General features: G+C 65.9%; 1 protein-coding gene and 1 pseudogene. Both read left to right on the top strand.

What is annotated here, in order from left to right; translation table 11 throughout:
• On the top strand, positions 1 to 864 hold an 864-nt coding region (locus A6M56_RS02085; protein WP_286757679.1), incomplete at its 5' end, for a GspE/PulE family protein.
• A 2-nt stretch (positions 865 to 866) separates the two neighbouring features.
• Positions 867 to 1,054 (top strand): annotated as a pseudogene (locus A6M56_RS02080) (type II secretion system F family protein); the annotation flags it as partial.

The raw sequence follows: 1,054 nt of genomic DNA, 5'->3' as shown, positions 1-1,054 counted from the left end.
ATCGTGCTGCGCATCCTCGACCGCCAGAAAGGCATCGTGCCCCTGGAGGGCCTTGGCCTGGCCGAGGAGCACCTGCACCAGCTGAAACTGATGATTTCCCGGCCGGAGGGCATCATCCTCGTCACCGGCCCGACCGGCAGCGGCAAGACGACCACGCTGTACTCGGTGCTCAACCACATCAACAGCGAGGGCATCCACATCATGACCCTCGAAGACCCGGTCGAGTACCCGATGGCCATGGTGCGCCAGACCTCGGTGGCGGAGGCGGCCAAGCTCGATTTCGCCAACGGCATCCGCTCGATGATGCGTCAGGACCCGGACGTCATCCTGGTCGGCGAAGTGCGCGACGCCGACACGGCCGAGATGGCCTTCCGCGCGGCAATGACCGGCCACCAGGTGTATACCACCCTGCACACCAACTCGGCGATCGGCGCCATTCCCCGCCTGCTCGACATCGGCGTGCTGCCCGACATCCTGGCCGGCAACATCATCGGCATCATCGCCCAGCGCCTGATCCGCCGCCTGTGCGAACACTGCAAGACGCCGTACCACGCCGAGCCGCACGAAATCCGCCTGCTTGGCCCGCTGGGCGAGGGGCCGCGCCCGGTGCTGTTCCGCGCCACGGGTTGCGAGTCGTGCGATTTCCAGGGCTATCGCGGCCGCATCGCGATCATGGAGTTGCTGCGCATCGATGCCGGCATCGATGAACTGATCGCCCGCCGGGCCACCACGCACGAAATCCGCAGCCGCGCCGTGCTCCAGGGCTTCACGACGCTGGCCGACGATGGTCTGAAACGCGTCATCGACGGCGTGACCTCGCTGGAGGAACTGGCCCGCGTCGTCGACCTGACCGACCGGATGTAACGATGATCTTCGACTACAAGGCGGTCAGTGCAGAGGGGCGGATGATTTACGGACGCCTCGATGCCATCAACCTGATCGACCTCGAAATGCGCCTGAAGCGCATGAATCTCGACCTGGTGACCGGCTCGCCGGTCCAGCATCGCAGCCTGTTCGGGGCGCGCGGCGTGCCCCGGCCGGAGCTGATCAACTT

The organism is Ralstonia sp. RL, from assembly GCF_001683835.1.
GTDB lineage: Bacteria > Pseudomonadota > Gammaproteobacteria > Burkholderiales > Burkholderiaceae > Ralstonia > Ralstonia mannitolilytica.
The sequence above is the reverse complement of the archived record's forward strand: the minus strand, read 5'-3'. Positions and strand labels throughout refer to the sequence as shown.